The organism is Streptomyces sp. NPDC093109, from assembly GCF_040701725.1.
In the GTDB taxonomy this organism is placed as follows: Bacteria; Actinomycetota; Actinomycetes; order Streptomycetales; family Streptomycetaceae; genus Streptomyces.
On sequence record NZ_JBFBEZ010000009.1, the window covers coordinates 1 to 24212 of the forward strand.

18 protein-coding genes are annotated in these 24212 nt (G+C 71.5%); 8 read left to right on the plus strand and 10 right to left on the minus strand.

The features are described from left to right. Positions 1 to 92: 92 nt before the first annotated feature. Positions 93 to 1772, minus strand: a complete 1680-nt coding sequence (gene treZ / locus AB0389_RS11365; RefSeq protein WP_366395270.1) for a malto-oligosyltrehalose trehalohydrolase — start codon at positions 1770 to 1772, stop codon at positions 93 to 95. A gap of 324 nt (positions 1773 to 2096) precedes the next feature. Here treZ and AB0389_RS11370 point away from each other — a divergent pair, with 324 nt between their 5' ends. After that, positions 2097 to 2645, plus strand: a complete 549-nt coding sequence (locus AB0389_RS11370) for a DUF1707 and FHA domain-containing protein (protein ID WP_366395108.1) — start codon at positions 2097 to 2099, stop codon at positions 2643 to 2645. A gap of 95 nt (positions 2646 to 2740) precedes the next feature. On the opposite strand, the gene AB0389_RS11375 is transcribed toward AB0389_RS11370, so the two are convergent. The 4 genes from AB0389_RS11375 to glgX all read right to left on the minus strand — a co-directional run bounded on the left by AB0389_RS11375 (position 2741) and on the right by glgX (position 9596). Then, the gene (locus AB0389_RS11375) at positions 2741 to 3808 is read right to left on the minus strand and encodes a lytic polysaccharide monooxygenase (RefSeq protein WP_366395109.1); all 1068 of its coding nucleotides are present in this window, start codon (positions 3806 to 3808) and stop codon (positions 2741 to 2743) included. 287 nt (positions 3809 to 4095) lie between these two features. Then, positions 4096 to 6453, minus strand: a complete 2358-nt coding sequence (gene treY / locus AB0389_RS11380; RefSeq protein WP_366395110.1) for a malto-oligosyltrehalose synthase — start codon at positions 6451 to 6453, stop codon at positions 4096 to 4098. An 83-nt stretch (positions 6454 to 6536) separates the two neighbouring features. Next, positions 6537 to 7313, minus strand: a complete 777-nt coding sequence (locus AB0389_RS11385) for a GNAT family N-acetyltransferase (RefSeq protein ID WP_366395111.1) — start codon at positions 7311 to 7313, stop codon at positions 6537 to 6539. A gap of 153 nt (positions 7314 to 7466) precedes the next feature. Beyond that, positions 7467 to 9596 (minus strand): glycogen debranching protein GlgX, encoded by a 2130-nt coding sequence (gene glgX, locus AB0389_RS11390; RefSeq protein ID WP_366395112.1) that lies wholly within the window; start codon positions 9594 to 9596, stop codon positions 7467 to 7469. 399 nt (positions 9597 to 9995) lie between these two features. Here glgX and AB0389_RS11395 point away from each other — a divergent pair, with 399 nt between their 5' ends. Beyond that, positions 9996 to 11228, plus strand: a complete 1233-nt coding sequence (locus AB0389_RS11395) for an SAV2148 family HEPN domain-containing protein (RefSeq protein WP_366395113.1) — start codon at positions 9996 to 9998, stop codon at positions 11226 to 11228. A 79-nt stretch (positions 11229 to 11307) separates the two neighbouring features. Continuing rightward, the gene (locus AB0389_RS11400; protein ID WP_366395114.1) at positions 11308 to 12027 is read left to right on the plus strand and encodes a 3'-5' exonuclease; all 720 of its coding nucleotides are present in this window, start codon (positions 11308 to 11310) and stop codon (positions 12025 to 12027) included. A 16-nt stretch (positions 12028 to 12043) separates the two neighbouring features. Here the strand turns inward: AB0389_RS11400 and AB0389_RS11405 are convergent, their stop codons facing one another. Continuing rightward, a complete protein-coding gene (locus AB0389_RS11405; protein ID WP_366395115.1) occupies positions 12044 to 12913 on the minus strand; it encodes an aminoglycoside phosphotransferase family protein in 870 nt (289 codons plus the stop codon). Positions 12914 to 13059: 146 nt separating this feature from the next. Between AB0389_RS11405 and mgt the strand changes: the two genes are divergently transcribed. From mgt to AB0389_RS11430, 5 genes are all read left to right on the plus strand, one after another. Beyond that, entirely contained in the window at positions 13060 to 14283 is a 1224-nt protein-coding gene (gene mgt, locus AB0389_RS11410; protein WP_366395116.1) for a macrolide-inactivating glycosyltransferase, read from the plus strand. After that, a complete protein-coding gene (locus AB0389_RS11415) occupies positions 14280 to 14852 on the plus strand; it encodes a DUF1697 domain-containing protein (RefSeq protein WP_366395117.1) in 573 nt (190 codons plus the stop codon). The genes mgt and AB0389_RS11415 overlap by 4 nt, the downstream gene beginning before the upstream one ends. Positions 14853 to 15025: 173 nt before the next feature. After that, positions 15026 to 16048 carry a 2-dehydropantoate 2-reductase N-terminal domain-containing protein gene (locus AB0389_RS11420; protein ID WP_366395118.1) on the plus strand — a complete coding sequence of 341 codons (1023 nt, stop codon included), beginning with the start codon at positions 15026 to 15028 and terminating at the stop codon, positions 16046 to 16048. A gap of 153 nt (positions 16049 to 16201) precedes the next feature. Next, positions 16202 to 16609: a hypothetical protein gene (locus AB0389_RS11425; protein WP_366395119.1), complete on the plus strand. Its 408-nt coding sequence runs from the start codon at positions 16202 to 16204 to the stop codon at positions 16607 to 16609. Between the two features lie 239 nt (positions 16610 to 16848). Further along, positions 16849 to 20157 (plus strand): S8 family peptidase, encoded by a 3309-nt coding sequence (locus AB0389_RS11430; protein ID WP_366395120.1) that lies wholly within the window; start codon positions 16849 to 16851, stop codon positions 20155 to 20157. Here AB0389_RS11430 and AB0389_RS11435 read toward each other — a convergent pair. From AB0389_RS11435 to AB0389_RS11450, 4 genes are all read right to left on the minus strand, one after another. After that, positions 20150 to 21007 (minus strand): sirohydrochlorin chelatase, encoded by an 858-nt coding sequence (locus AB0389_RS11435; RefSeq protein WP_366395121.1) that lies wholly within the window; start codon positions 21005 to 21007, stop codon positions 20150 to 20152. The two genes, AB0389_RS11430 and AB0389_RS11435, sit on opposite strands and share 8 nt — an antisense overlap. Positions 21008 to 21012: 5 nt before the next feature. Next, positions 21013 to 21861, minus strand: a complete 849-nt coding sequence (locus tag AB0389_RS11440) for an ABC transporter permease (protein WP_366395271.1) — start codon at positions 21859 to 21861, stop codon at positions 21013 to 21015. 79 nt (positions 21862 to 21940) lie between these two features. Next, complete coding sequence (locus AB0389_RS11445) at positions 21941 to 22741, minus strand: ABC transporter ATP-binding protein (RefSeq protein WP_366395122.1); 801 nt, start codon at positions 22739 to 22741, stop codon at positions 21941 to 21943. An 81-nt stretch (positions 22742 to 22822) separates the two neighbouring features. Beyond that, the gene (locus tag AB0389_RS11450; protein ID WP_366395123.1) at positions 22823 to 23956 is read right to left on the minus strand and encodes an aliphatic sulfonate ABC transporter substrate-binding protein; all 1134 of its coding nucleotides are present in this window, start codon (positions 23954 to 23956) and stop codon (positions 22823 to 22825) included. Positions 23957 to 24212: the final 256 nt, after the last annotated feature.

Sequence of the window (24212 nt, forward strand, 5' to 3'; positions counted from 1 at the left end):
CCTAGTAGCTCCGCTACGAGGGCCTCTCGGCGCCTTGCGATCGCACGCACCACGCCCCGCTCCCTGATCCAGATCACAACCCCACACAGGCCCTAATCGTCCGCCAGCACCACGCACGACTCCGGCGGCAGTCGCAGCGCACCGCCGTTCCCGGCCGGCTCCGGGCGGTCCCACGTGGCCAGTACGCGGAACCCGCCGCCGTCGAGGGGGATCTCCACTGGCTCCGCCGACAGATTCACCGCCACCCGTACATCGCCCCTGCGGTACGTCAGCCAGCGCGCCGCCTCGTCGTACGCCACCCGTACCGCCGCCAGGTCCGGGTCGGCCAGGTCCGGCTGGTCGCGACGGAGGGCGATCAGCTCGCCGTACCAGGCCAGCAGGCGCGCGTGCGGCTCCGTCACCCGCTCCGAGCGGTCCAGGCAGGACCGCTCCCGGGTGCGCGGGTCCTGCGGGTCGGGGATCTCCTCGGCCGCCCAGCCGTGCGCCGCGAACTCCCGCCGTCTGCCCTTGCTGATGGCCTCGGCCAGCACCGGATCGGGGTGGTCGGTGAAGAACTGCCAGGGCGTGGTCGCGCCCCACTCCTCGCCCATGAAGAGCATCGGCGTGTACGGCCCGGTCAGTACGAGCGCGGCGGCGCAGGCGAGCAGCCCGGGGGAGAGAGTGGCGGAGAGCCGGTCGCCGAGCGCGCGGTTGCCGATCTGGTCATGGGTCTGGGAGTAGCCGAGGAAGCGGTGCGCGGGGGTGTCCGTGCGGTCGACGGGCCGGCCGTGCGTCCGGCCCCGGAAGCTCGAATACGTACCGTCGTGGAAGAAGACGCGGGTGAGCGTCTTGGCGAGCGCGGCGAGCGGTTCGCGCGCGAAGTCGGCGTAGTAGCCCTGGGATTCGCCGGTGAGGGCGGTGTGCAGGCAGTGGTGGAAGTCGTCGTTCCACTGGGCGTGCAGCCCGAGCCCGCCGCGTGCGCGGGGGGTGGTCGTACGGGGGTCGTTCAGGTCGGACTCGGCGATCAGGAAGAGCGGGCGGCCCGTGGCGACGGAGAGTTCGTCGACCGCCGTGGACAGCTCCTCCAGGAACGTCAGCGCGCGGTCGTCCGCGAGCGCGTGCACGGCGTCCAGCCGCAGCCCGTCGAGCCGGAAGTCCCGCAGCCAGGCCAGCGCGCTGCCCAGCAGATACGCGCGCACCTCGTCGGAACCGGGCGCGTCGAGATTGACGGCGGCGCCCCACGGCGTGTGGTGCGTATCGGTGAAGTACGGCCCGAAGCGCGGCAGATGGTTGCCGGCCGGGCCGAGATGGTTGTGGACCACGTCGAGCACGACGCCCAGCCCGAGCGCGTGCGCCGCGTCGACGAAGTGCTTGAGGCCCGCCGGGCCGCCGTACGGTTCGTGGACCGCCCAGAGCGAGACGCCCTCGTACCCCCACCCGTGGGTCCCGGGGAAGGGGCACACCGGCATCAGCTCGACATGGGTGATGCCCAGCTCGGCCAGTGGGGCGAGCCGGGCCGCCGCCGCGTCGAACGTGCCCTCGCGGGTGAACGTCCCGATGTGCAGCTCGTAGAGGACCGCGCCGGGGAGAGCGCGGCCCGACCACGGGACGCGCCAGTCGTACGCGTTCTGGTCGACGACGGCGCTGAGGCCGTCCGGGCCGTCCGGCTGGCGCCGGGAGCGCGGATCGGGGAGTACGGGCCCGCCGTCGAGCGCGAAGCCGTACCGCGTGCCGTCGGCGGCGCCGGGCGCCTCGGCCGTCCACCAGCCGGGGCGCCCGGGATCGGGCCGCATGGGCAGAGCGCCGGAGGCCGGTAAGGCATCCCGCGCGGCGTCCGGTCCCGGGCCCGGTACGGTGTCCCGTCCCGGGCCCGCGTCCCGTCCCGCGTCCGCGATCCTGAGCACGACCCCGTCCCGCGCCTGCGGTGCCCACACCTCGAACTGCACGGGCGGTTCCCCCTCTGTCTGCTCGTCGGCTCGGCCTCGTCGGCTCGCCTCACGGCTCGTCGTTCTCCATGGTGGCAAGAGTGGCGGCGCGGGGCGCGGTGATCGCGGCGAATCGGGTGGAACGGGGGATCGTCTGGACACCTCACGCCCGTCGGAAGGACAATTGCCGACGTGACGTCGTCCCCCGAGTTCCCCACGTACCCTGAGCGGCTCTCCGACGCCGAGCGGGACCGTGTGCTCGCGGTGCTCCGGGAGGGCGCGGCCCAGGGGAAGCTGTCCCACGACACGTTTCTGCGCCGGATGGATCTCGCGCTGGCCGCCCGCAGGGTCGAGGAGCTGAAACCGCTCACCGCCGACCTGCACACCGAATCCCCTTGGTCCCGGCTGCTGTTCGGCACGGTCGGCCGGGTGTCGGCCTTCACCCAGCGGCTGCGCGGGGCGTGGCAGGCGGAGAAGCTGCCGAAGCTGCTGCTGCCGCACGCAGGACCGTATCCCCTGCGCATCGGCCGCGATCCGCTGAACGGACTGCGCCTCAGCCATGACACGGTCTCCCGGCTGCACGCGGAACTGAGCATGCGGGACGGGCTGTGGATCCTGCGTGACCTCGGCTCGACCAACGGCACCACGGTCAACGGGCGCCGGGTGACGACGACCGCCGTGGTGCGGGACGGGGACATGGTCGGCTTCGGGGAGATGACGTTCCGGCTCGCCTCGCACTGACACGCGCCCCCGGGGCCCGGCCCGCCGTCACAAGGTGTGGGGGGTGGAGACGGCGGACCGGGGGTCGGAGGAGTGTGCCGGAGGAGTCCGCGAGGTCAGTGCACCGAGCAGACGGGCACACTCGTATCCAGTGAGCCGCCACTGCCGACATAACTGAAGGTCGTGGAGGCGCCGGGTGCCAGTGTGCCGTTCCAGTCGGCGTTATGGACCATGACCTGTTGTCCGCCGTAGGTGGCGCTGCCGTTCCAGAGGCTCTCCACCTTCTGGCCGGTCGGCATGGTGAACTCGACCATCCAGCCGAGGATCGGGTTGGGGCCGGTGTTCTTCACGGTGACATCGGCCTGGTAGCCGCCCGACCACGAGTTGGTGGCCTTGCGGGTCGAGGTGCAGGTCGCCGTCGGGTCGGTCGGCGGGTCGGTCGGGGTGGTGCCGGGCTCGCCCACGCCGGTCACCTCACCCTTGCCGCCGTCGAAGACCACGTCGGAGCAGCTGTAGAACGTCTCGTTGCTGTCCGAGCGCTTCCACACCATGTAGATGATGTGCCGGCCGCTCTTGCCGCTCGGCAGGGTGCCCGTCCACTTGTACGCGCCCTCGACCGTACCCACCTGGCCCGTGACGGCCGGGTGGTCGACGGTCAGGAACGGGCTGGACTCCAGCATGTCCCAGGTGAACGTCTTGGTGGGGTCGAAGCCGTCCTTGGTGACGTACACGTAGAACCAACCCGGGTGCGCGGCCCAGGCGTTGTAGGAGAAGTCGAGCGACGCGCCCGAGGTGAGGTGGGTCACCGGCCAGTCGTTCCTGGCCGCGTTGTAGCCGCTGAACGTGGTGTTGCCACCACTGCACTGCTGGCCGTCGGGGATGAAGCCCTGGGTCCGGCCCGCCCCGTCGGAGCGCAGGACGGAGAACCAGTTGTAGAGCGGGGTGGTGCCGCTCTCCGCCACCGCGGCCTTACAGGCGGGGTTGATGGGTTTGATCTCACCGGTGCTGGTGAGGCCGTCGCGCCAGCACATGAAGGTACGGCTGGCGGGCTGCATCGGGGTGCCGTGGGCGTCGGAGGAGCCGCTGCTGGTCACGACCAGCGCGAGGGCGGGGAGTACGGCGAGCAGGACGAGGAGTACGGCTCTGCGGGGATGGTGCAACAGCCACAGTGGGGGGCGTGTCATCGCGCGAGTCCCTTCGGCGAGTTGGACGCGAGTGGTGGTGCGGTGGGGCGGTGCGGGTTTCGGTGCGGGTTGTGGTGCTGGTTTTGGTGCGTTCGGGAGCGGCAGGCGACCGGTGATGATCGAAAATTGAGGCGATCATGACAATCATTGGGGATGGGAGCGCTCCCATTTCGGAACGTAGCGCGGCTCCGGCACTCTGTAAACGCCTGGCACCGGATTTTCTGACGCGGGCCCGCGCTGCGCCGCCCCCCGAGGGCCCGCCGCCCCCGTACGGGCCCGCCGCCCCCTCAGACCGCCGACAGCAGCGCCACCGGCAGTCCGTCCAGCAGCTCGCCCAGCCGCACCGTCCCCGACACCTCGCTCCCCGTCAGCACATCCCGCCACCGCCCCGCCGGCAGCGCCAGCTCCGTGGGCCCCCAGCCGCCGGCCCGCTCCAGACCGTAAGGAAGCCGCGTCACCACCGTCACCACCTGGCCGGTCCGCGCGAACGCCAGGCAGTGCGCGGCGGCCGGGCCCGTCGCCGGCAGCGGCGTGTACGTCCCCGACTCGCCGAACACCCCGGGCCGCTCCCGGCGCAGCCGCAGCGCCGCCGTCGTCACCACCGTCCGGTCGTCCGGCGGGCCCGTCCGGAACGGCCGCCGGTTGTCCGGGTCCACCAGCGCCACGTACTCGCGCTCCGTGCCCTGGTAGAGGTCGGGCACGCCCGGCATCATCAGCTGCACCAGCGCCGCGCCGAGCGCCCCGGCCCGTACGTACGGCGCGAGCGCCCGGTTGAACTCGGCGACCGCCTGCCGGGCCGGGCCGGCGGGACCCGCCTCGACGAAGTCCGTCACCGCCCGTTCGTACAGCGGGTCCGGCTCCGTCCAGCTGGTGTGCAGACCCGCCTCCCGTACGGACTTCAGCAGCGCGGGCACCATCCGCGCGCCCTCCGGGAGGCTGCCGTCCGAGGCCGGGGTGAAGCCCACCGCGGTCTGCCACGCCTGCCACGCCACCTGCGGATCCGGCGCGGGCGCCCCCGTCGCGGCCGTTATCTCCGCGACCTGGTCGAGCAGTTCGTCCCACCGCTCCGGGCACTGGGACAGCACGGCGATCCCGGCCCGTACGTCCGCGCTGCGCTTGGTGTCGTGCGTGGTCAGCACCGTCCCGGTGGCCGGCCAGTCGCGCGCCAGGCGCAGGCAGTACGCGTGGAAGCGCTCCGGGGACACGGCCGGCTCCCCGGGGTCGCCGCCCACCTCGTTCGCGGAGAGCAGCGGCACATAGCGGTAGAACGCCGTGTCCTCCACCGACTTGGCCCGCAGCGCGGACGCGGTCTGTGCGAAGCGCGCGCAGAACGCGGCGTGGTCGGGGCCCGTGCCGAGCCGGCCGAGGGCCAGCTCCCGCACCACGTCCACGGCCGCCGCCTCCCGCTCCACCGTGAACACCGCCTTGGCCTGCCGTACCGCCTCCTCCGGTACCGCCGCCTCCGCCTCCTCCGGGCAGGGGCCGCCCGCCGTCACGTACGGCCGGTAGACCGGCACCCGGACGAGCAGCTCACGGACCGCCGTCCGCAGCGCCCACGGCGCGTGGTCGCGCAGCGCCGGGTCCGCCGCGCAGACCCGCTCCGCCGTCCGGACGAGCGCGGCGGTCTCGGCGGCCAGTTCGTGGAAGAGCACCTTGTACGCGGCCCGCCGCACGGTCCCCGGCCAGTAGCCGCCCCGGTCCCCGACGGGCGCGGCGATCTCGCGGTAGCGCCGCTCCAGCGCCGCCGCGCCCGCCGGATCGGTGAACACGCCGTCGATATGGCGCAGCGCGTCGTACCCGGTGGTCCCGGCGACCGGCCAGCCGGCGGGCAGCACCTCGTCGGCGGCGAGGATCTTCTCCACCACCGTCCAGCAGCCGCCGGTCGCCTCGTTCAGCCGGCGCAGATACCCCTCCGGGTCGGCGAGCCCGTCCGGGTGGTCGACGCGCAGCCCCTCGACGACCCCGTCCCGTACCAGCTCCAGGATCTTGGCGTGGGTCGCGTCGAAGACCTCCGGGTCCTCGACGCGTACCCCGATCAGCTCGGAGATGGTGAAGAACCGGCGGTAGTTGAGCTCCGTCCTGGCGAGCCGCCACCACGCGAGCCGGTAGTGCTGGGCGTCCAGCAGCGCGGGCAGCGGGAGCCGCTCGGTCCCGGGCGCGAGCGGGTAGCGCAGCTCCTCGCCGTGGTGCAGCGCGCCGTCCACGACCCGCAGCGCGCCCAGCTCGTCCCCGACAGGACCGGGCAGCACCGGCAGCAGCACCTTGCCGCCGCCCGCGTCCCAGTCGATGTCGAACCAGCGCGCGTACGGCGAGTCCCGGCCCTCCCGCAGCACCTCCCACAGCGCCTTGTTGTGGCGCGGCGAGGCGGCCATGTGGTTGGGCACGATGTCGAGCACGATCCCCAGCCCGTACTCCCGCGCCCGCGCCGCCAGCTTCCGCAGCCCCTCCTCGCCGCCCAGCTCGGCCCGTACGGCGCCGTGGTCGGTGACGTCGTACCCGTGCGCGGAGCCCGGCACGGCCTCCAGGACCGGCGACAGATGCAGATGGGAGACCCCGAGCGCGGCGAGATACGGCACGACCCGCTCGGCCGCCGGGAAGGGGAAGTCCGGCTGGAGCTGGAGCCGGTAGGTAGCGGTGGGCGTCATACGCACGTACGTACCCCGGAAACGGGGTAATGCGCCATACGGGACGGCCGGGTGCTCACGCCTTGTCCGCATTCCTCTCCGCATTACGGCGTGTACACATACGGCGTGGTCGTGCCGAGCGACACGAATCCGAGGCGCCGCAGGACCGGCCGGCTGGTGTCCAGCGCGTCGGCCTGGAGCCAGCGGTAGCCGCGCGCGGCGGCGATCCTGGCGCGGTGGGCGATCTGTGCCCGGTAGAGGCCCCGGCCACGCCACTCCGGTACGGTGCCGCCGCCCCACAGGCCGGCGAACTCCACGCCCGGCGGCAGCTCCATCCGGGACGCGCTCACCGGGGTATCGCCCGCCATGACGACGACCGCGACGAGCGTGTCGGGGGCTTCGGCCAGCCGGGCCCGCAGCCGTTCGCGGAAGCGGGGGCCGTCGTCGCCGAACGCCCGCGCGTGGACCTCGGCCAGCAGGTCCACGCCCGCCGCGTCGGTGACGGTCAGCAGCCGTACGCCGTCCGGCAGTACGGGCTCGCCGCTCACCGCCGCGCTCTCCGCGACCATCACCTCCTCGGCGGGGCCCGGCACGAACCCGGCGGCCAGCAGGCGCCGCCCGAGGTCGGCGGGGCGGTCGTGCGCGTACAGCTTCCACTCGGCTTCGAGGCCGCGCGAGGCGAAGTACGCGGCCTGCTCGGCGATGGCCCGGTCCGCCGTGGCGTCGGTCAGGTCCGACCAGAGGACACCGTTCCAGTCGTGCGCGGCGCCCACCTGCCGGACGACGTCCCCGGACCGCTCCACGCGGGCGCCGGGGCCGTCGGCGGGCGCCCGCTCGCGCAGCTGGCGGTCGAAGGCGGCGCGTACCTCATCCTGATCCATCCGGCCACTGGACCACCGGGCCGGGGGCGCGGCAACCGGATTTCCCGGCCCGGCCCGGCCCGGCCCGGCCCGCGAGCGGTCGGGCCCGGCGCGGACGGGGCCCGGTACGCGGTCGGGCGGCGCCGTCCGACCTCGTACCGTACGGAGGCGCCGCTACGCCGGCCGCATCAGGACCGTCATGCTCCGTCCGATCATCCTGATCCGCGCGCCTCCGTCGACCTTCTCCCCCTGACCGGGAACCACTCCCTCCGGCCGCGCCGTGTCCACCACGAGCTGCCAGTGCTCCCCGTGGTTGACCGGCACCACGAACTCCAGCTCCTCCGCGCTCGCGTTGAACATCAGCAGGAACGAGTCGTCCGAGATCGTCTCGCCGCGCGGCCCCGGCTCCGAGATGGCGTGCCCGTTGAGGAAGACCGACATGGCCTTGGCGTGCGCCGCCTGCCAGTCCTGCTGGGTCATCTCCTCGCCCTCCGGCGTGAACCACGAGATGTCCGACAGATCGTCGTGCGTCCCCTCCACCGGGCGCCCGTGGAAGAACCGCCGGCGCCGGAAGACCGGATGGTCGCGCCGCAGCCACACCATCGTCCGGGTGAACCGCAGCAGCGAGGAGTCACCCTCCGCGCCCTTGCCCGCCTTCTCCGGCCAGCGGACCCACGAGACCTCGTTGTCCTGGCAGTACGCGTTGTTGTTGCCGCCCTGCGTCCGGGCGAACTCGTCGCCGTGGCTGAGCATCGGCACGCCCTGCGACAGCATCAGCGTCGCGACGAAGTTCCGCATCTGCCGCTCGCGCAGCTCGGCGATCCCCGGATCGTCGCTCTCGCCCTCGGCGCCGCAGTTCCACGACCGGTTGTGGCTCTCGCCGTCCCGGTTGCCCTCCCCGTTGGCCTCGTTGTGCTTGTCGTTGTACGAGACGAGGTCGTTCAGGGTGAAGCCGTCGTGGCAGGTGGTGAAGTTGATGGAGGCCAGCGGCCGGCGCCCGTCGTCCTGGTACAGATCGGAGGAGCCGGTCAGCCGGGACGCGAACTCGGCGAGCGTCCTGGGCTCGCCGCGCCACAGGTCCCGCACCGTATCGCGGTACTTGCCGTTCCACTCGGTCCACAGCGGCGGGAAGTTCCCCACCTGGTAGCCGCCCTCGCCGACGTCCCAGGGCTCGGCGATCAGCTTCACCTGGCTGACCACCGGGTCCTGCTGGACGAGGTCGAAGAACGACGACAGCCGGTCCACCTCGTGGAACTGGCGCGCCAGCGTGGCCGCGAGGTCGAAGCGGAATCCGTCGACGTGCATCTCGGTCACCCAGTACCGCAGCGAGTCCATGATCAGCTGGAGTACGTGGGGGCTGCGCATCAGCAGCGAGTTCCCGGTGCCGGTGGTGTCCGTGTAGTAGCGCTGGTTCTCGCCGAGCCGGTAGTACTGCGCGTTGTCCAGGCCCCGGAAGGAGAGCGTCGGCCCCAGGTGGTTGCCCTCGGCCGTGTGGTTGTAGACGACGTCGAGGATGACCTCGATGCCGGCGCGGTGCAGCGCCCGTACGGCCTGCTTGAACTCCAGCACCTGCTCGCCCCGGTCGCCCCAGGACGCGTAGGCGTTGTGCGGGGCGAAGAAACCGATGGTGTTGTAGCCCCAGTAATTGGTGAGACCGGCGTCCACCAGCCGGTGGTCGTTGACGAACTGGTGCACCGGCATCAGCTCCAGCGCGGTCACGCCCAGCTCCGTCAGATGCTCGATGACCGCCGGATGGGCGAGCCCCGCGTAGGTGCCGCGCAGCTCCTCGGGCAGCTCGGGGTGGAGCATGGTCAGGCCCTTCACATGGGCCTCGTACAGGACGGTGCGGTGGTAGTCCGTACGGGGGAGCCGGTCGTCGCCCCAGTCGAAGTACGGGTTCACCACGACGGAGGACATCGTGTGCGGCGCCGAGTCCATGTCGTTGCGCGACTCCGGCCGGCCGAAGTGGTAGCCGTACACCGACTCGCCCCACTCGATACTGCCGCTGATCGCACGCGCGTACGGATCGAGGAGCAGTTTGGCGGAGTTGCAGCGGTGGCCGCGCTCCGGCTCGTAGGGGCCGTGGGCCCGGAAGCCGTAGCGCTGTCCCGGCATGACGCCGGGCAGATAGGCGTGGCGTACGAAGGCGTCCGTCTCGCGCAGTTCCACCGCCGTTTCTGAACCGTCGTCGTGCAGCAGGCACAACTCGATCCGGTGGGCGGCCTCCGAGTAGACCGCGAAGTTGGTGCCGGCGCCGTCATAGGTGGCGCCGAGGGGATACGCCTGTCCCGGCCAGACCTGCATAGATAGGACTCTTCCACTTCTGATCCGGGTGCTGCGGGCTTCTTGTGCCAGATCTTCCCCGAAATCGGGGCCGCCACCTAGGACCCGGAGGTGTTCTCGGCGCTTCTTGCCCGGCGTCAACATCACGGGTCAACCGCGCGCCACGTGCCGTCGTGCGGGGTGCGAACCGGCTTCGGGGCCCGGCTCAGCCGTCCCATCCGTGTTCCGCGGTCCCGCCCGCCCCGGCGCGGACCGGGCGCAATCGCTATGAATCACCTCACTGCGGTCCAAGTCGGAACTTCAAACAAGCTACATGAACAAGGGAGTTGGGAAAGGAGCCTGTGCATCCTGCTGCACCGTCTCCGCTCGGCGGAGTACCCTTCCTTGATCGTTGAATAGGGAGAGAAGGCGGGTGCGCGGGTGAGCGGGGGAGGGCTGGAGCTGCCGCCCGGTGACGCAGGTCATGCGGGGGAATCCGGCGACATACCACCCGGAGCGGTCTCCCTCGCGCGGCCGATGGAGATCGGCGCCGAGCTGGACTGGGGTGCGGACGCCTGGAGCGAGGTCCGTACGCGCGCCCAGCGCGCCGGGCGGGCCTATATCTGGCTGAATCTGGTGGAGCAGCGGTTGCGCGCGGTCGTCGCCGCCGTCCTGCGGCCCATCTACGACCCCGTGCACGGCGAGGAGTGGGTGGTCGCCGCCGCCGGTCCCGCCGGGCAGGAGTGGGTGCAGCGCGCCGTCGCCGTACGGGAGGTGTCGCGGCGCAAGGGCTATCTGCTCGACCCGGCCGACGACAACGTGCTGAGCTTCCTCACCCTCCCGCAGCTGCGGGAGCTGATGGTCCAGCACTGGCCCTGCTTCCAGCCCTACTTCGACGACCGCCGCGATGTGGAGCTGGCACTCGACGAGCTGGAGGTCGCGCGGAACGTCGTCTCGCGCAACCGGGCGCTCAACGAGACGGTCCTCGCCCAGGCGGAACGGGCCTCGGCCCGGCTGCTGGAGATCCTCGGAGCCGGCGGCGGCACCCCGTCGTCCGGGCGGCTGCGGGTCGACGCGGTCGAGGACCTGGTGGGCGACCGGTACGGCGATGTCGTCTCCGTCCACTCGGACCGGGTACGGCTCCAGCGGCAGATCCCGGCGGAGGACCTCTTCGGCGGCGCCCGGCGTGTCGACGCCATCGGCATCGGACTGAACCTCCTCGTCCAGAACTTCTCCGGGCGCCGGCTGATCCGGCTCGCCGAGTCCGGCTGCCGGATACGGCTCGTCTTCCTCAACCCGGCGAGCAGCGCGGTCCGTCGGCGCGAACGCGAACTGGGGCTGCGCAAGAGCGAGCTGAGCCGCTCGGTGGAGATGAACATCCTCCACATGCGGCGGGTCAGGTCCAAGCTGCGCGACCCGGGCGCCTTCGAGATCCATGTCTTCGACGAGACCCCGCGCTTCACCGCGTATCTGGTCGACGGCGACGGCCCCGACGGGATGGCCGTCGTCCAGTCCTATCTGCGCCGGGCGCGCGGCATGGAGGCGCCGGTGCTCGTGCTGCGCGGTGGCGGGCGTGAGGTGGTGCGTTCGGGGCAGGACACCGAACACGGACTCTTCCAGACCTACCGCGAGGAGTTCGAGTCGGTTTGGACGGACTCCCGCCCGGTCTCCTGAACCGGCGTTGTCAGTGGCGCGTGGCAGGGTGAAAGTCCAACGGGGGAAGCGCCACCGCGGTGATGAGGGAGGGGCCACGATGTCTTGGCATGGAGAAACGCTCGTCGGATTCGATCTGGAGACGACCGGTACGGAGCCGCTGGAGGCCCGGATCGTGACGGCGGCGGTCGTGGAGGTCAGGGGCGGCGAGGTGATACGGCAGCGGGGCTGGCTCGCCGACCCTGGCATCAGCATCCCCGCGCAGGCGTCCGCCGTCCACGGCATCAGCAACGAACGCGCCGTCGCCGAGGGACGCCCGGCCGCCGAGGTCGCGGGCGAGATCGGCGCGCTGCTCGGCGACTACTGGGCGCGCGGGGTGCCGGTCGTGGCGTACAACGCGAGCTTCGATCTGACGCTGCTCACGGCCGAGCTGCGGCGGCACGGACTGCCGCCGCTCCAGCCGGTCGGGCCGGTCATCGACCCGTACACCATCGACCGCGCCGTCGACCGCTACCGGCGCGGCAAGCGCACGCTGGAGGCCGTCTGCGGGGAGTACGGCGTGGTGCTCGACGCGGCGCACGAGGCGGGGGCCGACGCGCTGGCGGCCGTCCGGGTGGCGATCGCGATAGCCGAGCGGCACGGCTCGGTCGCCGCGCTGGACCCGGCGCGGCTGCACGAGCAGCAGATCACCTGGTACGCGCGGTGGGCGGCCGACTTCCAGGACTTCCTGCGCCGGAAGGGCGACGCGGACGCGGTGATCGACACGGTCTGGCCGGTACGGGAGCCGACGCCGGCTCCCGCCGCGCCGACGGCGTCCTGAGCGTCACTCCGTTCCGTCAGAACGGGTACCAGCGCACCTCGGGATCGTCCTCGCGCAACGAGGCGACCCTGCGGCGGAATTCGTCGAGCGCCTTGGGGTTGGCGGGGGCGTGCTGCGCCACCCAGGCACAGCTGGCGGTCTCCCGCGCGCCGCGCAGCACCGGGCAGCCGGACCACTCGCGGACATCCCAGCCGTAGGTCCCCGTGAAGGTGTCGTACGCCTCGGCGGAGAGCCCGTACCGGTCCCGGGACAGGGCCATGACCACCAGATCGTGCTCCCGGAAGTCGGCGGAGAAGGTCTCCAGATCGACCAGGACCGGTCCGTCGGGGCCGACATGGACATTGCGCGGCAGCGCGTCGCCGTGGATCGGGCCCGTCGGCAGACGCGGTACGAGGGTGGCCGCCGCCTCCGCGAAGCCGTCGCGGCGGCCCCGCAGATAGTCGGCGTCCGACGGGTCGATCGCGTCCCCCGCGATACGCAGCCAGCGTTCGACGCCGCCGAGCAGCTCCCGGCGGGGGAGGGAGAAGCCGGCGGGGGCGGGCAGCGCGTGGACCAGCCGCAGCAGGGACGCCAGATCGGCGGGCCCGGCCGGGCGTACGGCGGCGGGCAGCCGGTGCCAGAGCGTCAGCGGATGGCCGTCCACCGACCGCGCCTCCGGCTCCGCCGCCCGTACGGCCGGAATGCCCGACTCCGCGAGCCAGGCGGCCAGCGACACTTCCCGCCGCGCCCGGTCGAACAGCTCGGGGTGGTCGGTGGCGTTCCTGCCGATCTTCACGACGAGTCCGTCGTCCGTCGCGAAGACCGCGTTCTCGCCGAGCGCCAGCAGCTCCGCGCCGTGCGGCAGCCCGGCCAGGGCGAGCAGCTCACGTGCCCGCTTCTCGATCATCGTTGGCTCACTTTTTGCTCACTTCGTGGCTCACTTGCTTCCGCTTCCGATCGGTCCGGTGATCAGAGTCTCGCATCCGGCCGCCGGAGGGCGACGCGCGGATATTCGATTGAACGAGACGTTGCGTCTCGCCTATCGTCGCGGCCATGACCGCGACGAAGCGTGCCCATATCGCCATGTTCTGCATCGCCGCCCATGGCCATGTGAACCCGAGCCTCGACATCATCCGCGAGCTGGTCGCCCGGGGTCACCGGGTCAGCTACGCCATCCCCGCGATCTTCGCCGAGAAGATCGCGGCCACCGGAGCCGAACCGGTGGTGTACCCCACGGTGCTGCCGACCCCGGACGACGACCCGTCGGCCTGGGGCACGGAGCTGATCGACAACCTGGAGCCGTTCCTGACCGACGCCGTGCAGGCGCTGCCGCGGCTGGCCGACGCGTTCGAGGACGACCGGCCGGAGCTGGTCCTCGGCGACACCACCTCGTTCCCGGCGCCCGTCCTCGCCCACCGTTGGGGCGTTCCCTTCCTCCAGTTCTCCACCCACATGGTCGCGTGGGACGGGTACGAGAAGGAGGTCGGTGAGCCGATGCTCGAAGAGCTGAACGCGACCGAGCGGGGCCGGGCGTACCGGGCACGGTTCGCGCGCTGGCTCGCGGAGAACGGCATGGACCGCACGGAACGCGACTTCCTGACCGGCCGCCGCGACCGCACGCTCGCCCTGATCCCCCGGGTGCTCCAGTACCGCGCCGACCTGGTCGACGAGTCCGTCGTCACCTTCGTCGGCTCCTGCCGGGCCGAACCCGGGGACCAGGAGGAGTGGCGGCGGCCCGCCGGCGCGGAGAAGGTGCTGCTGGTCTCGCTCGGCTCGGCGTTCACCAAGCAGCCGGCGTTCTACCGCGCGTGCGTCGAGGCGTTCGGCGCGCTGCCCGGCTGGCATGTCGTGCTCCAGATCGGCAAGAGCGTCACGCGGGACGAGCTGGGCCCGGTCCCGGCGAACATCGAGGTCTCCGACTGGGTGCCGCAGCTCTCCGTGCTCCGGCAGGCCGACGCCTTCATCACCCACGCGGGCGCCGGCGGCAGCCAGGAGGGGCTCGCGACGGCCACCCCGATGGTCGCCGTCCCGCAGGCCGCCGACCAGTTCGGCAACGCCGACATGCTCGCCTCGCTCGGCGTCGCCCGCAGGATCGACACGGCGGACGCCACCCCCGAGGCGCTGCGGGAGGCGGTCCTCGCGCTGGCCGCCGACTCGTCGGTGGCGGCGCGGCTCGGGGAGATCCAGCGGGAGATGGCGGCGGAGGGCGGCACACGCCGGGCCGCCGACCTCATCGAGGAGGCGTTGTCAGTGGGGACTCCTATCGTGACCTCATGAGCACGACGACCACGACGACCACGACGACGTCCTACGCGGCGCTCCTGCGCGGCATCAATGTGAGCGGCCACAAGCGGGTCCCGATGGCCGAGCTGCGGGACCTGCTCACCGCACTGGGCCACGGCGCGGTCCGTACGTACCTCCAGAGCGGCAACGCCGTCTTCACCAGCGCGTCCACCGACGAACAGGGCCTGGCAACCGCGCTGGAGGGGGCCATCGAGGAGCGCTTCGGGTTCACCGTCGACTGTCTGGTGCGCGACGCCGCGTATCTGCGGGCGGTGGCCGACGCGTGCCCGTTCCCCGCGGACCGGCTGGAGGGCAGACAGCTCCACTGCACCTTCTTCTCCGCACCGGTCGCCCCGGAACGGCTCGCGTCACTCGACCCGGCGGCCTATCTGCCCGAGGAGTTCCGGCTCGGCGACCGGGCACTGTACCTGTACGCCCCGGACGGCCTGGGCCGCTCCAAACTGGCCGAGGCACTGGCCCGCCCGGCCCTCTTCAGGGGCACGACGGCCACCAGCCGCAACTGGAACACCGTCCGCAAACTGGTGGAGCTGACCAGTGGCTGACGCCGAGGCCACCGACGGGCGTCGGGCACACCGGAGTTCGGTGTGGCGGACGGCCGAAGCACGCGCTGACCCGGTCCCGGTGTCTCGGGACCGGGCGGACCGATCCTGAGGGGCACGCACTACGCTCGATATCCGCTGTCCGTATCGAACAGAGGCACGGGGACGGAGTCACGATGCGGTACGTCATCATCGGAGCCGGCGCGGTCGGCGGTGCCATCGGGGGCCGGCTCGCGGAGGCCGGGCAGGACGTGGTGCTCGTCGCGCGCGGCGCGCACCACACCGCGCTGCGCGAGCACGGGCTGACGTTCACCACGCCCGAGGGCACCCGGACGCACCGGCTTCCGGTGGTCGACCGGCCCGAGGCGCTGGACCTGCGGAGCGACGACGTCCTGCTGCTCGCCGTGAAGACCCAGGACAGCGTGGCGGCGCTGGACGCCTGGTCCGCGCAGCCCGTACGGGCCGTCGAAGGCGCCGGTACGGGCGGCACCGCCGGGGAGTTGCTGCCGCTCGTCTGCGCGCAGAACGGCGTCGAGAGCGAGCGCCTCGCCCTGCGCCGCTTCCGGCGCGTGTACGGCATGTGCGTCTGGCTGCCCGCGACCCATGTCGAGCCCGGCACGGTCGTCGCGCCGTGCGCCCCGTACACCGGCATGCTGCACCTCGGCCGCTACCCCGCGGGCACCGACGCGACCGCGCACGCCATCGCGGCGGACCTGGAGAAGGGACGGCTCCTCGCCCCCGTCGTGCCGGACGTCATGCGCTGGAAGTACGCCAAGCTCGTGGCCAACCTCGTCAACGCGGTGGACGCCCTCACCGGCCCGGCCGGCGACGAGGCCGCCGATCTCGTCGGGCGCGCGAAGGCCGAGGGCCGCGCCGTGCTCGCCGCCGCCGGCATTCCGTACACCGGCGACGAGGAGCAGGCAGAGGCCAGGAACGGCCGGATGGCCATCGACCCGGCCACCGGCGGCGGGCACGGCGGTGGGCACGGCGGCGGGTCGTCCTGGCAGAGCCTCGTCCGGGGGACGGGCACGATCGAGGCGGACTACCTCAACGGCGAGATCGTGCTCCTCGGCCGCCTCCACGGCGTCCCCACCCCGGTCAACGAGACACTCGGACGCCTCGCCGACGCCTTCGCCCGCGAGCGCCGTCCGGCGGGTTCCCTGACCGTCGCCGAACTGACCGCGCTCATCGACGGATAACGCGGACGGGGGACAGCGCGGCCGGGGATAGCGCGGCCGGGCGCTCCGGAACCCTTTTCCGGGCCACAACCGCTCCTTGGAGTGAAGCCCACCCCAAGGGCTGTCGGGCTTCGCGCCCCGGCACGACACTGGCACCTCGGAGGTGACGGAACAATGTCGATTCGTCGGGTGTCGTGTCCGGCGCGGATCGTCTTCCTCGACGGGGAGATGGCCGCGCTCGACGAGCTTGAGGGCGGGTTCACCGCAGAACAGGCCCTGTGGTGCGCGCTGGAGGAGGGCCACACGGGGCTGCACCATGTGATCGCCCAGTGCGTGCGCGGAACGGAGACCGAGCCGCCGTGGGTCATGTGGGCGCGCTGGCCGCAGGGGAACGAGTACGGCTCCGAACGCGAGCTGCTGCGCCTCGACTCCTGCCCCGCCAAGTTCCTGGCGGGCGCCGTGTCGGAACAGGCGTGCAGCCTCCCGGAGGGCCATGTGGGCCGCCACGACTACGAGTTCGGGCCGCCCATCACCGAGGCGGACGTCATGCCGGACTGGCTGCTGCGCCGCCTGGACGAGTAGCGAGAAAGTGCTCGCTCGGGAGAACCGATCCGCGTGCATGCCCCTCTTACCCGCAGAAGTTCACGCCGAGGGCCGGGATTCACACCAACTCCGCCCGCAAGACAGCGAGTTGTGCGTGCTGCGCACCGCGGGTTCCGGTCGTTGCCGGCGGGTTCTTCGTCTCTGCCAGCTCTGTTCGGGTCAGTGCTTAAACAGTTGGGGATGTGTTGCGTACTCACAGAAGGAGAGCGGGTGCGGCCATGGTGGCCGCCCTGCTGACGGCCGGGCTCATATCGGGTGCCACCGTGAACACCGCCACCGCGTCGGGGACCGGCGATGCCGAGGCACTCGGAGTGAAGGGGCGGCAGGCGGAGGCCGGTGGTTCCGTCACCCTGATCACCGGTGACCAGGTCCTGATGGACGGCAAGGGCCGGGTGGCGCGGGTGCAGCCCGGCAAGGGCCGCGAGGGCACGCGGATGAACATCAGGACCGTCGGGGACGAGGTGTACGTCCTGCCGGCGGACGCCGCTCCACTGGTGGTCCAGGGGAAGCTGGACCGGCGGCTGTTCAACGTCACGAGCCTGCGGAAGGCCGGGTACGACGACGAGCGGCGGGCCTCGCTCCCGCTGATCGTCTCGTACGAGAAGAACGCGGGCCGGAAGGCGGAGGCCAAGGCGGCCATCGCCGAGGCGGACGTCTCGGTACGCCGTACGCTGCCGGCGATCGGCGGCGAGGCGTTCACCGCGCCCAAGGAGGAGGCGGCCGACGTCTGGGACGCGCTGACCGAGCCCACCGACGCGCCGAACGAGGGCCGTGAGACGGCCCCCGGTATCGAGCGGGTGTGGCTGGATGGGAAGCGCAAGGCGCTGCTGGACAAGAGCGTGGCGCAGATCGGCGCGCCGACGGCCTGGCAGGCCGGTTACGCCGGTGTGGGCGTGAAGGTCGCCGTCCTGGACACCGGCGTCGACCACACGCACCCCGACCTCAGGGGTGTCTCGATCGCCCGGAAGGACTTCTCGGGCTCGGGCAACACCGCCGACCACGACGGCCACGGCACGCATGTCGCGTCGATCATCGCGGGTTCGGGTGCCAAGTCCGGTTGGAAGTACCTCGGGGTCGCGCCCGGCGCGAAGATCATCGACGCCAAGGTCCTCAACGACGAGGGCGAAGGCAGCGACTCCAGCGTCATCGCGGGCATGCAGTGGGCCGTCGACCAGGGCGCGCGGATCGCGAACCTGAGCCTCGGCGACGACGACCACCCTGGGACCGACCCGCTGGAGGCGGCGGTCAAGAAGCTGTCCGCCGAGAACGACATCCTCTTCGTCATCGCCGCCGGCAACGATGGTCCGCGTGCGAACACGATCGCTTCGCCCGGCAGTTCCACCTCCGCGCTCACGGTGGGCGCGGTGGACAGCAAGGACCGGATAGCCGACTTCTCCAGCGTGGGTCCGACGATCAACGGGGCGCTGAAGCCGGACATCACCGCGCCCGGCGTGGACATCGTCGCCGCGAAGTCCACCACAAGTACGGAGGAGAGCACGGCCGCCGACGGCTACATAGCCAACTCCGGTACGTCGATGGCGACCCCGCATGTCGCGGGCGCCGCCGCCCTCCTCGCCCAGCAGCACCCCGACTGGACCGGCCAGCGCATCAAGCAGGCGCTGATCTCCTCGGCCAAGCCCGGCGCGGGACTCAGCGTGTACCAGCAGGGCGCGGGCCGCGTCGACCTGACGAAGGCGATCACCCAGACCGTCGTCAGCGAGCAGGCCGGGCTGAACTTCGGCATCCACCGGTGGCCGCACACCTACGCCCTGCCCGTCTCCAAAGAGATCACGTACAGCAACAGCGGGACGGTGCCCGTCACGCTCGATCTGTCGCTGGAGGTGGCCGGTCCGGCCGGCAAGAACGTCGCGGACGACTTCTTCATCCTCGGCACCACGAAGGTCACCGTCCCCGCCGGCGGCAGGACAAAGGTCCCGCTCAAGGCGAACATCAACCTCGGCAGCACCGACGGTGTCTTCACCGGTGCGGTCGTCGCCAGGTCCACCGACGGCGTCCAGAACGTCCGTACGACCTTCGCGGTCGAGCGCGAGGTCGAGTCGTACGACATCACGGTGAAGTTCATCGACAACAATGGCAAGCCCTCCGAGTCGTCGGCCTGGATATTCAGCCACGACGGCCGCTTCACCCAGGATGTGTGGGCCGACAGCAACGGCACCGTCAAGGTCCGGCTCCCGAAGGGCCCGTACACGCTCAACTCCATGGTGGAGACCGGCAGGGACGGCGCCTGGCTGGTCCAGCCGAAGCTGAACGTCATCGAGGAGTCCACCGTCACCTTCGACGCCCGCACGGCGAAGCCGATCAGCATCACCGCGCCGGACTCCTCCGCCAAGCTTCGGCAGGCGTATGTGAGCTTCGGTCTGAAGGCGGGTGGCCAGGTTCGGGCCAGCATCTGGGACCTGGACAGCTTCGACGGCCTGCGTGTCGGCCATGTCGGCCCGCAGGTCCCGACGGCGCTGATGAACGCGCAGGTCGGTGGCCTCTGGCAGAAGGGCAGCACCAGCTACAACCTGCTCTACAACCGCACCGGCTCGTTCTACACGGGGTTCACCCACACGGCCGACCTGAGTGAACTGGCCCTGGTGAACGCCAGGTTCGGCTCCTCCGCCAAGAACCGTACGGGCTCTCTCCTGCCGAGCTGGTCCGATTCGACAGGGGCCTGGTCGTACGGCATCGGCCTGATGACCGACTCGTTCGCCCTGCCCACCACGGCCAAGACCTACTTCACCACGCCCAAATACCTGACCTGGGACCTCGGGGCCTACCAGGACGGCGACGGTGACTTCGGCGTCAACCTGGTATCCGCGGACCCCAGGACCTTCGAGGCGGGGAAGTCGTACTGGGAAACCTTCAATGTCGGTGTGTTCAGCCCGAAGGTGGCGTACCAGGGCAGCGATCGGCTCGGCAACGACATGCTTTACTGCGTGGACGAGTTCACCGACGGGGTCGGCCACCGCGGTACCTCGGAGGTCACCAAACAGCGCACCACGGTCACGATCGACGGCAAGACCGTCCTCGACGATCCGAGTACGGCGTGCGGGGTAATCACCGAGCTTCCCGCCAAGTCCGCCACGTACAAGATAACCATGGAGTCGACGCGCCCCGCGTCGATCGCGACGGTCACGAGCCGGCTCGTGGCGGCCTGGACGTTCACCTCGAAGGAGGTCACGGGCAGCACCCCCGCGGACCTGCCCCTCAACATCGTCCGCTTCACGCCGAGTCTGGATCTGACCAGCACCGCGAAGGCCGGCCAGACCGTCACGTTCCCGCTCCATGTCCGGGGCCCGGCGCAGCACAACCTCGGGTCGCTCACCGTCCAGGTCTCCTACGACGGCGGCAAGGTGTGGACCAACACACCGGTCACCTACGGCACGGGCACGGACGGCAGGCACCACATCACCCTGACCCACCCCACGACCGCCACCTCGGTCTCCCTCAAGGCGAAGGTCACCGACACGAGCGGCAACGCCTACGACGTGACGATCGAGAAGGCGTACCTGCTCAGCTAGTTCCGTTCATTCCGTGACCGGACCCGACCGGCAGCACCGGACCGGCCGCGCGCCCGGGGACACCCACCACGTTCCCGGGCGTACCGCGTTCCGCGGGCGACGACGCCGCGTCGTACCGGCGCAGCAGCAGCCGCGCCAGCTCCGGCGCCGGGCCCAGCACCCCCGCCAGGATGTCCGCGCCGGCCGCTCGCGCGCCCGCGTCGATCCGGTCAGGGAGGCGGCCGGGGGCGATGACGTACGGCGCGACCGCGATCCGCCGGACGCCCTCGGCGCGCAGCGCACGTACCGCGTCCTCGGTCCTGGGGAGGGAGGCGGAGGCGAACGCGGGCCGCACGGCGCACCAACCGGTGTGCCACCACTCCCGCGCGATGTCGGCGATCACCGCGATCGCCTCCGGGTCGGAGGAGCCCGCCGCGGCCAGGACGACCCCGGTCGAGCCCTTGTCGCCGGGCCGCAGCCCGGCCTCGTACAGCCGCCGTTCCAGTGCGTCGGTCAGCAGCGGCGACGGGCCGAGCACCCCGGCCCGCCGGATCCGCAGCGCGGGATGGCGCCGCGACGCCTCGCGCAGGACGGCCGGAATGTCCGCCTTGGCGTGGAAGGCGCGGGTCAGCAGCAGCGGCAGCGCCACCACGTCCCGGACGCCGTCCCGCGCCAGCCGGTCCAGCTGCCCGGAGACCGACGGGCTGTCGAAGTCCAGGAACCCCGTCGCCACCCGCAGCCCGGGCCGCAGCGCGCGCACCCGGCGCACCAGCGCGTGGACCGTCGCGGCGTGCCGCGGGTCACGGCTGCCGTGCGCGATCACCAGGAGCGCGGGAGATCCTGGGGGTGACGGCGGGACGAAGAGGCGCATGGCGGTCAGCTTCTCACCAGGAGTCCGCGACCACGCAGCACCCGGCGCTCCAGCGGGCTGAAGATCAGCAGGTCGATGGCGATGCCGACGATCAGGATCAGGAAGATCGCCAGGAAGACCATCGACATGCTGCCGTTCGTCCGGCCGTTCTCCAGCAACTGGCCGAGCCCCATGCCGAGATCGGGCGAGGTCGCGATGATCTCCGCCGCCATCAGGGAGCGCCACGAGAACGCCCAGCCCTGCTTCAGCCCGGCCAGATAACCGGGCAGCGCGGCCGGCAGCACCACATGCCAGGTGCCCCGCAGCCCGGTCGCGCCGAGCGTCCGCCCGGCCCGCAGGAAGAGCGGCGGCACCTGATCGATGCCGGAGACCAGGCCGTTGGCGATGGACGGCACCGCGCCGAGCAGGATCACCGCGTACATCATCGAGTCGTTCAGACCGAGCCAGATCACGGCCGGCGGCACCCACGCCACCGACGGCAGCGACTGGAGCCCGGACAGGATCGGGCCGATGGCCGCGCGGACGAACTTCACCCGGGCGACCAGCAGCCCGAGCGGCGTGCCGATCACCAGCGCCAGCGCGAAGCCCAGCAGACCGCGCGACACACTGGTCCAGATGAAGCCCAGCAGGGTGCCCTTGGCCCAGGCGTCCGTCAGCTCCGCCCACACCGCGTCCGGCGACGGCAGCTTGTAGCTGGGGGCCACCTCCGCCCAGACGAGGACCTGCCACACCACCAGCACCAGCGCGACGGCGAGGACCGGCGGCAGGACCTTCTGCACCAGGGTCTCGCGCAGCGGCGTGCGCGCCGTCTGTACGGTCTCCAGCGCGTCCAGTCCGGCCTCCAGACCGGCCATGTCGCTGTTGTGCGGTGCGGGCGGTCCGGCGGCGGGGCCGGGCCCGGCGCTCGTCTCGGGACCGGGCTGCGTGCTCGTGTCAGTGCTGGCCATGGCGGCGGATCTCCCCACGCAGTTCTTCGGTGATCTCGACGGACAGCTCCGCGACCGCGGGGTCCTCGATACGGCGCGGCTGCGGGATGTCGACCCGCCACTCACGGGCGACCCGGCCGGGCCGCGACGACAGCAGGACGACGCGCTCGGCGAGCCGTACCGCCTCCCGCACGTTGTGCGTGACGAAGAGGACCGACAGCCGCGTCTCGCGCCAGATCCGGGTCAGCTCGTCGTGCAGCACGTCCCGGGTGATCGCGTCGAGCGCCGCGAACGGCTCGTCCATCAGCAGCAGACTGCTGTCCTGGGCGAGCGCGCGCGCCAGCGCCACCCGCTGCCGCATCCCGCCGGACAGCTCGTGCACCCGCTTGCCGTACGCGCCCTCCAGCCGTACGAGACCGAGCAGCCGCTCCGCCTCGTCGCGCCGCTCCTGCTTGGGCACGTCGCGCAGCCGCAGCGCCAGTTCGATGTTCTTGCCCGCTGTCAGCCACGGGAACAGCGCGTGCTCCTGGAACATCAGGGCCGGCCGGCCGCCCGGGGTCGCGATGGTTCCGGCGGACGGCCGGTCGAGCCCGGCGACCAGATTGAGCAGGGTCGACTTTCCGCAGCCCGAGGCTCCCAGGAGGGTGACGAACTCGCCCGGCGCGACATCGAGGGTGATGTCGTCCAGCACGAGCTGCTGCCCGGCCGGTGTCACGAACGACTTCGAGACATGCGCGATACGGGCGGCGTGGTCCACCGCCGGGGTGCTCTCGGCGGCCTTGGCGAGGGTGGATGCCACGGTCGTCACCTCCTGGGACTCCTGGGAACGGATGGACGGACGGAAGAGAAGAACGGACGGACGCAGGGATTACGCGCGGGGCTTACCAGGTCACTTGACGCCGAGACCGGCGTCCGAGACCGCCGGCTCCCCGGCCTCCTTGAGCACCTTGTTCAGCGGCCCCAGGTCGTAGATCCCGTTCAGGTCGGGCTTCTTCAGCAGTCCGGCCGCCACCGCGTGATCCGCCTCGGACCGGAGCGTCGCCGCCAGCGGGTCGTCGGTGAAGCGCAGCGACTTCCACGCCGGGTCCAGGACATCGGCGGGCAGCGCCTTCCCGGACAGCTTCTCCAGCGCCTTGTTGGCGGCGGCCTTCGCCTCGTCCTCGTGGGAGTTGATCCACGCGTTGGTCTTCACCGAACCGCGCAGCACGGCCTCGACGACGGCCGGGTGCGCCTTGAGGAACTTCTGCGACACGATGATGTTCGTGATCACGAACTTCTTGTCGGGCCACAGGGTGGACTCGTCCAGGATCTCCTTGGCGCCCTCGGCGACCAGCTTGGACGCGGTCGGCTCCGGCACCCACGCGCCGTCGATGGAGCCGGACTTGTAGGCGTCCGGAGTGATCTTGTTGTCCGTGCGGACGACGGAGACATCGCCCTTGCCGGACTGCGCGTCGACCTTCCAGCCCTTCTCCGCGATCCAGTTGAGGAACGCCACGTCCTGCGTGTTGCCGAGCTGGGGGGTGGCGATCCGCTTGCCCTTGACGTCGTCCAGGGTCTTGATCTTCTCCGGGTTGACGACGAGCTTCACCCCGCCCGAGGCCGAACCGCCGATGATCCGCAGGCTCTTGCCGTCGGTCTGCGTGTAGCCGTTGATGGAGGGGGAGGGGCCGATGAAGCCGATGTCGATGCTGTCCGCGTTGAGCGCCTCGATCTCCGAGGGGCCCGCGTTGAAGGTCGATCCTGCCACCTTCGTACCGCCAAGCTCCTTCTGGAACAGGCCGTTCTGGATACCGACCAGGGCGGTGGCGTGGGTCAGGTTCGGGAAGTAGCCGATCTTGACGGTGTCGAGACCGTCGATCTTCTTCGCTCCTGCCGCGACCTCGGTGGCGTCACTCGACTCCGTCTTCTCCGAGCCGTAGCCGCAGGAGGAGAGCGCGAGGGTGAGCACGGGGAGTGCGGCGACGGCGGCGAGCGTGCGGCGCCTGGTGGTGCGGGAGATACCGGAGGTGCGGGAGGCAGGCACGGGAGGGGTTCCTCTCGTTGGCCCGGCGCGTGCGCCCGCTACGGATTCGGATACGGATCCGGGGGCTTGGCCGGGAGAGCGGCAGGTCTTCGGCGACAGAGGTGGTACGGGTGGTGCGACGGGGACGGATGGGAGATGCGGGCGCGCGAGCGGTGCGCGTACGTCATCACGCACATCGCGCCACCCCGCCCGTGCCCGCGCCGAGGGCGCCGCTGCCCACCCGGCCGCCCTCCTTCGCGAACGTCGCGTACATGTC

Excerpts from the sequence above, each read along its gene's own strand:
- glgX (WP_366395112.1), bottom strand. The coding sequence starts at position 9,596 with ATGCAGGTCTGGCCGGGACAGGCGTATCCCCTCGGCGCCACCTATGAC.
- AB0389_RS11440 (WP_366395271.1), bottom strand. The coding sequence starts at position 21,861 with ATGGCCGGTCTGGAGGCCGGACTGGACGCGCTGGAGACCGTACAGACG.
- treY (WP_366395110.1), bottom strand. The coding sequence starts at position 6,453 with ATGACGCCCACCGCTACCTACCGGCTCCAGCTCCAGCCGGACTTCCCC.
- AB0389_RS11400 (WP_366395114.1), top strand. The coding sequence starts at position 11,308 with ATGTCTTGGCATGGAGAAACGCTCGTCGGATTCGATCTGGAGACGACC.
- AB0389_RS11420 (WP_366395118.1), top strand. The coding sequence starts at position 15,026 with ATGCGGTACGTCATCATCGGAGCCGGCGCGGTCGGCGGTGCCATCGGG.
- AB0389_RS11435 (WP_366395121.1), bottom strand. The coding sequence starts at position 21,007 with ATGCGCCTCTTCGTCCCGCCGTCACCCCCAGGATCTCCCGCGCTCCTG.
- AB0389_RS11375 (WP_366395109.1), bottom strand. The coding sequence starts at position 3,808 with ATGACACGCCCCCCACTGTGGCTGTTGCACCATCCCCGCAGAGCCGTA.
- treZ (WP_366395270.1), bottom strand. The coding sequence starts at position 1,772 with ATGCGGCCCGATCCCGGGCGCCCCGGCTGGTGGACGGCCGAGGCGCCC.
- AB0389_RS11430 (WP_366395120.1), top strand. The coding sequence starts at position 16,849 with ATGGTGGCCGCCCTGCTGACGGCCGGGCTCATATCGGGTGCCACCGTG.
- AB0389_RS11385 (WP_366395111.1), bottom strand. The coding sequence starts at position 7,313 with ATGGATCAGGATGAGGTACGCGCCGCCTTCGACCGCCAGCTGCGCGAG.
- mgt (WP_366395116.1), top strand. The coding sequence starts at position 13,060 with ATGACCGCGACGAAGCGTGCCCATATCGCCATGTTCTGCATCGCCGCC.
- AB0389_RS11425 (WP_366395119.1), top strand. The coding sequence starts at position 16,202 with ATGTCGATTCGTCGGGTGTCGTGTCCGGCGCGGATCGTCTTCCTCGAC.
- AB0389_RS11415 (WP_366395117.1), top strand. The coding sequence starts at position 14,280 with ATGAGCACGACGACCACGACGACCACGACGACGTCCTACGCGGCGCTC.
- AB0389_RS11405 (WP_366395115.1), bottom strand. The coding sequence starts at position 12,913 with ATGATCGAGAAGCGGGCACGTGAGCTGCTCGCCCTGGCCGGGCTGCCG.